Source organism: Vibrio sp. V39_P1S14PM300, from assembly GCF_009904765.1.
GTDB lineage: Bacteria > Pseudomonadota > Gammaproteobacteria > Enterobacterales > Vibrionaceae > Vibrio > Vibrio proteolyticus.
The window spans coordinates 1-7,454 of the sequence record NZ_WXWP01000092.1 but is presented as its reverse complement, the minus strand read 5'-3'; the positions used below and the strand labels follow the sequence as shown (position 1 = coordinate 7,454).

General features: G+C 47.3%; 5 protein-coding genes. 3 read left to right on the top strand and 2 right to left on the bottom strand.

Annotated elements, in window-relative coordinates; genetic code table 11:
- Window positions 1–75: 75 nt before the first annotated feature.
- Complete coding sequence (locus CAG65_RS04275; protein ID WP_021703224.1) at window positions 76–738, top strand: Bax inhibitor-1/YccA family protein; 663 nt, start codon at window positions 76–78, stop codon at window positions 736–738.
- Window positions 739–863: 125 nt separating this feature from the next.
- Window positions 864–1,193 carry a TusE/DsrC/DsvC family sulfur relay protein gene (locus CAG65_RS04270; RefSeq protein ID WP_161452409.1) on the top strand — a complete coding sequence of 110 codons (330 nt, stop codon included), beginning with the start codon at window positions 864–866 and terminating at the stop codon, window positions 1,191–1,193.
- A 6-nt stretch (window positions 1,194–1,199) separates the two neighbouring features.
- Here the strand turns inward: CAG65_RS04270 and yccX are convergent, their stop codons facing one another.
- Window positions 1,200–1,472 carry an acylphosphatase gene (gene yccX / locus CAG65_RS04265; protein ID WP_161452408.1) on the bottom strand — a complete coding sequence of 91 codons (273 nt, stop codon included), beginning with the start codon at window positions 1,470–1,472 and terminating at the stop codon, window positions 1,200–1,202.
- Between the two features lie 433 nt (window positions 1,473–1,905).
- Between yccX and CAG65_RS04260 the strand changes: the two genes are divergently transcribed.
- Entirely contained in the window at window positions 1,906–3,099 is a 1,194-nt protein-coding gene (locus CAG65_RS04260) for a class I SAM-dependent methyltransferase (protein WP_021703221.1), read from the top strand.
- A gap of 53 nt (window positions 3,100–3,152) precedes the next feature.
- On the opposite strand, the gene CAG65_RS04255 is transcribed toward CAG65_RS04260, so the two are convergent.
- Window positions 3,153–7,454, bottom strand: a 4,302-nt coding sequence (locus tag CAG65_RS04255) for an Ig-like domain-containing protein (protein ID WP_161452406.1), incomplete at its 5' end; no start/stop codon positions are given.

The window sequence follows — 7,454 nt, the reverse complement described above, 5'->3', positions numbered from 1 at the left end:
AGGCTGAATCTTGAAATCGGGAACTTTCAGCCCCATAAATGTACATATAAACATAGCCCTTTCATGAGGAAGATTATGAACAATTCTATGTATTCACGTACCGCGACTCGCGAGAGTGCGATCCAGACAAACAAAGTTCTGCGTAACACCTACGCATTACTGTCGATGACCCTGCTGTGGTCAGCGGTAGTGGCTGGTGTGTCCATGGCGCTGGAGCTTCCTCGCCCTGGCATTATCATCATGCTGGTTGGTTTTTACGGCTTGCTGTTCCTGACAGAGAAAAACCGCAATAACGGTTTGGGCCTGGTATTCACCTTCCTGTTCACAGGTTTCCTGGGTTACACGGTCGGTCCTCTGCTTAACATGTACATCGGCGCCGGCATGGGCGATGTTGTATTAACTGCTCTGGGAGGAACCGCCTTATCCTTTATGGCGGCATCTGCGTACGCTCTGACCACAAAACGGGACCTGTCTATGATGGGTGGCCTGATGTTATCTCTGTTTGTTGTACTGGTCGTTGGTATGATCGCCAGTATCTTCATTCAATCTACAGTTCTGCACCTTGCCATCAGCAGCCTGTTCATTGTGTTCTCTACAATGGCGATTCTGATGACAACTCAAGGCATCATCCGTGGTGGTGAGACAAACTACATCTCAGCAACAGTGACTCTGTATGTGTCGATCTACAACATCTTCATCAGTCTGCTAAGCATTCTTGGCATTATGAATGATGACTAATCGAACAAATTGATGCAAAAAAAGCCCGAAGGTTAATCTCCTTCGGGCTTTTTCTTTTCCGGTAGTTGAGCCGACCAGCAAAGGTAAGCTACCCTATTAGAGTTGTAGTTTTTCGGACAGAGATCATGTTTGAATATAAAGGTAAAAACATTGAAACCGACGCTCAGGGATACCTGCTTGACCATACACAGTGGGACGAAGGTATGATCCTGGTTCTGGCAGAGCAAGAAGGGATTGAATTAACCAATGCCCATTTGGAAGTCATTCACTTCGTACGCGATTTTTATGAGGAATTTAATACCTCTCCCGCGGTTCGCATGTTGGTAAAAGCCATGGAAAAAGCGCACGGTCCCGAAAAAGGTAATAGTAAATATCTGTTTAAACTGTTTAAACAAGGCCCAGCCAAGCAAGCGACAAAGCTGGCCGGTTTACCGAAACCTGCGAAATGTCTGTAAGGTTTGCTACAGAATTTCAAACCCTTTGAACTCCTTATAGACCGCCTCTTCTCTTTCCAGGCGGTCTACCGTTGCCATCTTCGGTCCATTATTCAGCCATTGAGCCAACGCTTCTATGCTCTCTTCCTGACCACAAGCCATTACTTCGACGTCCCCATTTGACAGATTTTTAGCATAACCGGTTAATCCAAGACATAGGCCTTCATAACAGGTGTGATAACGAAAACCTACTCCCTGAACCACACCAGAGACTGTAAACTTAACGCATTTCTGTTCCATATCGTACACCTCCTCTCTTCGTGAGTAATACATTTGCCAACGTCTGTTGCCCCGCTCACTATGAAAGTGAATCTCTCATTGGGGTATTATGAAACAGACTCCATTTCGTTGAATCGACAAATATCTCATTCACCTGAAAATTCAATAAAAGAACCGTCTTCTTCTGATCTTACCTCTTCGCGCCTTTGTTCTATTCACTCTGGTATTAAATCGCGCCACTGACAAGCTGCTCGATGAACTTTATCAAGAAGAACGAATAACGCAGCAACCATGGCGACAAAACATTCAAGTGGTTCTGGTCCTTAAAAGATGCACCACTAAAGCTCCAAAATTCCGCAAGTATGCAACTCTTTTTGTTCGTATTTCATTTGCTTTTGTATAGCGCTTCCCGGACAATATGCCCCCTTTCAAACAGCCCAATATGAGTATTGAAATGACCCCGGCAATTCATCTTGTTAAAGGACGTGACAAAAGTCTGCGTCGCAAACACCCTTGGATCTTCTCACGTGGCATCCTGCGAGTAGAAGGCGAGCCAACGCTGGGCGAAACGGTCGATGTTTATGCTCATGATGGACAATGGCTGGCGAAAGCCGCGTACTCCCCCCATTCACAGATTCGAGCTCGCGTCTGGAGCTTCGATAAAGTCAGTATCGATACTGACTTCTTTGTGCGTCGCATTCAGGATGCCCAGCTCTTGCGCGAAGATATCATTCAGCGAGACGGATTAACGGGCTATCGTCTGATTGCTGCAGAGTCCGACGGCTTGCCGGGTATCACCATTGATAAATATGACCACTTCCTGGTATGCCAACTCCTGAGTGCCGGTGCTGAATACCAAAAAGACAAACTGGTTGCCGCTCTTACGCAGGTTTTTCCGGATTGCAATATTTACGAGCGTTCAGATGTGTCTGTACGTAAAAAAGAAGGCTTGGAGGAGACGACAGGTGTACTCCATGGCGAAGAGCCACCAAAATCGGTCGTTATTGAAGAGAACGGCGTAAAGATCAGTGTCGATATTGTAGGTGGACACAAAACCGGCTTTTATCTTGATCAGCGTGATAGCCGTCAGCAAGCCGTGAAATACGTACAGAACAAAGAAGTATTGAACTGCTTTTCATACACTGGCGGATTTGGTTTGTACGCACTAAAAGGTGGAGCAAAACGTGTAATTAACGCGGATGTATCTCAACCGGCCTTGGATACAGCTAGGTACAACGCCGAGCTGAACGAGTTTGATATTTCTAAAAAACGTGCGGTATTTTTGAATGCTGACGTCTTTAAACTGTTGCGTGAATATCGCGATCAAGGTACTCAATTTGATGTGGTCATTATGGACCCACCTAAGTTCGCTGAATCGAAAGCACAGCTCAACGGCGCCTGCCGAGGCTACAAAGACATCAACATGCTCGCCATGCAGATTCTTAAACCGGGTGGCACACTATTAACGTATTCATGTTCGGGTTTGATGGATCAGGTATTATTCCAGAAAATCATCGCCGACGCCGCATTGGATGCCAAGCGACAAGTGAAGTTTGTTGAGCGTTTTGAGCAAGCGGCCGACCATCCGACTGACAGTGCGTATCCTGAAGGTTTCTACCTCAAAGGTTTTGCCTGCAAAGTGCTTTAAAGTCAGCAAAACTCGCATCAAAAAAGGGCCTGAATCAGGCCCTTTTTATATCGTTAGCTATCTACGTTATGCTTGGTGAGCGAGTTTAATACATCCTGAGCAAACCCGGACGGATCAGCACTGATCATATCGCTGAATGCATCTGCGCCATTCTTGATCACAATCGTTTGACTCTCACCAGTCTCTCCATGTGGAATATCCAGCGTTAAATCATTACCCGAAATTTCCACCTGAATCGAACTCAACAGCTCATCCATAGTGTTGTGACCTGTCTCGCCAACGATGTCACTGAAGTCAAGAACATCTTCACCACGTTGGAAATCTTCGACCACATCGGTGCCGTTATCCAACGAGCCTTCTGTCCACTTAAAGGTATCGGCATCGGCACCACCAGTCAGGATGTCATCACCTAATCCACCGATTAAGGTATCCTGACCCGTACCGCCAATCAGAATATCGTTACCGAGCCCGCCATCGAGCGTGTCATCCCCACCCTGACCGAACAGAATGTCATTGCCCTCACCTCCGACAAGCGTATCCGCTTTGTCGTTGGTGCGGGATTGATCAAACTCTTCAACATGTTCACGAATGTACTCGTGAATGTCACGGGCATTGACGGCTGAAAGCTCTTCTCCGGTTTGTGCGGCGACATACTTTTGAATCGCCGGAACGCCCTGGCCACTGATACCATCAAACTGCACCAGGTCACCGAAGAGAATATCATCCCCTGACTTCGCGTCGATCGTGTCTCCACCTTGCAGCAAATCGATCTCTTTACCCAGAATGACATTCGACAAGTCAGACACATCAATGGCAGTATCCACAACACCATCACTGTCGTAGTCGTCCAATGTATCCTGATCTAAGTAGTAACCAATACCAATAGCTTCTACAGAAGACATCAGTGCCAATAGCTGATACATATGCTGACTTTGCTGAGTCACGTTAGCGCGATCGTAATAGTCATAAGAAATATTATTCTTACTCATATCCCCCAAGCGCGCCCCCGTCAATGGAGAGTACAGTTTACCGTTTTTATCGATGACCTCCTGACCTTGGTACATCACCACACCAGAGGTATAGTTGCTCGGCAGAATGTCTGCCAGAGTAATCAGTTTGTTATTCGCCGCATCATAATCCAAATACAGCTCATCAAACTGGTACGCATACAGATCATCTTCTGTCGCATACTGTGGCTCCCCGTCAGAAATAAAGTAGGTAATGTTATTACCGCCTTCCTGAGTGGCGAACCAATCTACAGCACCTTTAAACGCTGCCTCATAGTTAGTATTGCCAGATCCTTGGTCACCGATCTGATTCAATGCTGACACAAACTGAGAACGTGGGTCCGATGAGCTCAAATCAACAGATACAGAGTGATTGAGCCCGGTAGAAAAATCAGTGATCAGAACATTAACCTGACCAGCATGATCACCCTGAGCACTTTCAAGTAAGGTATCGAATACCACAAGTAACTCAGACTTCGCCGTCTCAACATCCCATCCCATACTACCGGAAGTATCGAGAACAAAAGCGATATTATAGTCTTCACCGGCCACAATCTGCAGGCCACGGACGTCACCCACAATCAAATCATGCTCTTCGGAGCCTTCTATTGTGTCATCACCATAAGACCCGGTTGATAGTGCGTAGTCACGGAAAGAAAGGTTTTCCGTCACGCTTTGTTCCGCCGTGTCATTGTTTGAGTTTTCGACCGAAGCCGCGGTCACCTCAATTGGAAAATCAAGTGTTCCCTGATAATTGTACGGCACCTTCAACTCAAACGAAGCGTCACCATCATTATCGAGTGATAGCGTATATGCACCGTCACTGCCGCGCGTAACCTCCTGGCCGTTCACCAACAAGCTAACACCATCTGGAATACCTGTGATGACGATATCGTCGTTTAACATCTCACTGCCATCGGTATCCACTAATGCCACATCCACCTCAACCGGAATGACTTTATCCGTTAAGATTTCATGGGTACCATCGGGGTGCAGTTCAATAATGCCATCTTTAAAGTAAAGACGTTCAATACCATACAGGTGATCGCCATCGTCAGTGTGTGGCGAATTATCACTGGACGTATCACGTTCAAGACTATCTTTTACTAACCAGTAAGGTTGATCCGCGTGCTCATAACCACGGTATTCAATCACGTACTCGCTAACGCTTCCCTGATACACCACAGAGTCGATTGCTGTCTCACTATCCTGAGAGCCATTACCACCATAAAACGAGTCGTTACCGCTGGTGCCGATAAACATGTCGCTGCCTTGCTCATTGACGTTTGCCGCTTGAGTATCACCGACAAAACTCTGAGGTGCAGCGCCATCAGGAGCAATCATCAAGTCATTACCAGCATTACCATTATTAAATGCTGGCGCAGTATCGACATGTTCAAACGCAATACCTCCGATATCCAGATTGCCAGTATTAATCTGCTCACGGATGTCTTCAGGTAGCGTACTGAAATCAGGCACTGCATTCACTTGTTGCAGATCCCCGACATTCACTGAAATTAATGGAGCATCAGCTACCGCTTCTATCGAGATATCGAGCGTCGCGGTTTTCCCTGTATTCGTGGTGTATACAATTGTCGGTACGTCACCAGACCAGTGCTGATTTGGAACAAACTCATAAGAACCGTCAGGGTTCAGTGTCAAAGCACCTTCATTCAACGCTACAGTGTCACCGCTTGGGTGTTCTACGCCATTCACTTCGAATTGAACAACGGATAGTGCGGAATCTGGGTCTGTATCATTAGCCAGTACATTACCAGAAACCGTCGTGTCCTCCTGACCCAAAGCCGAATCATCCTGAGCAATGGTCGGTGCATTCGGATAAACTGTGACATCAATTTGGGCAACTGAACTCGCCGTACTGTCAGAGTAATGTTCGCTCGCAGTGGATGTAACAGTGATGGAAAAATCATCACTGCTGCCTGCTGGCGGAAGTACTGACAAGCTGTCCAAATCCCAATCGGTGATATCAACCACTTGACCGGAGTCAGTCATTTCGAATTCGTTTACGCCATCACTCAGTGTCGCTCCAACAGGCAACCCCTCCAGAGTAAGAGTCAAAGTTTCAGAGTCGTCACTATCCACTAAACTGCTGCTAATTTCAGATAATGGAATGCGAGTATCCTGAGCTCCCTCATTCACGCCGTATACCTGATACACTTCAACACCATCCACAGACATCAAATCCGAAGTTCTGATATCCGTCTCCTGTAGCGCTTGTGCATCCGTCACAACAGATAAGTGGCTGTTACTAAGGTCAACGGCGTCCTGGCCATCGATTTTAACGTTGAGATCAAAATTACCTGGGCCGCTCTGATTATGATGATAGATGGAGATCGGGTAGAACCCGGATACAGTTGGTGTAAAGCTGTCTCCCTGAATGGAACCACTGTTGCTCCCCCAACGTGCGACATCGGTCATTGCCCCACCAATGAGCAGAGCAAAACTGTCATCCGCATTGCCGACAAAGTCGTAACTTACGCCAGCTTCCAGATAAACAAGACCTGTGATCAGTACCGCAGTATCTGCTGGGGTCGCATTCGTACCCAGTTGTTGCGCATTCGCAATTTGAGACGTTGCTGCGTTTTCTGAGCTCAACGCATTAATCGCGTTGACTAGGGTACTGCCCTGAACACCGTTTCCTCCGTGGCCTCCGATGTTCACACCAGACCACGTAGAAATGTTGAAATTCTGCTGAGGTAGGGCTAACTCTGGGTTTGTGACGTCCAGATTTGGCTTATCGGCAACCGGGGTCACATCGATTGAGATAGACACCTCGTCTCCGGTAACATCACCATCAGTAGGTTTAAAACTAAACTGTGCATAGTCTTGATGTTGATCGCCAACACCGGCCTGTTCGTGCTGATCATAACCTGATTCGTTCAACTCTGGCGTGAAACGGACCTTGCCGCTGTCAAAATCTGATTTGCTCAGGATCTGATCCATTGCAACGAGCTGCCAAACGCCATTTGAATCCTGATATTCAAGCGTGCCATTTGCTGGAAGACCCGTGACCTGAACTCCAAGTTGGTCATCTGCTGTATCGATATCTGAAACACCCACCTGCGACCATGCGATCAACACTGATGTGTCTTCCAGAGTTTCAATCACTGTTGGTGATGCTATAGGCGCATCGTTCACCGGTGTGACGTTAATCGCCACAGTCGCGGTTTCAGTGACCCCACCGGAAGTGACCGTATAGGTAAAGCTGTCCGCCCCGTTGTAATTGTCGTTCGGTGTGTAGGTGATGGTGCCATCGGCGTTCACCACAATGCTGCCGTTCGATGGCCCCTGGCCCGGCGCCACACTGACCACTGGCGTGCCTTCGAA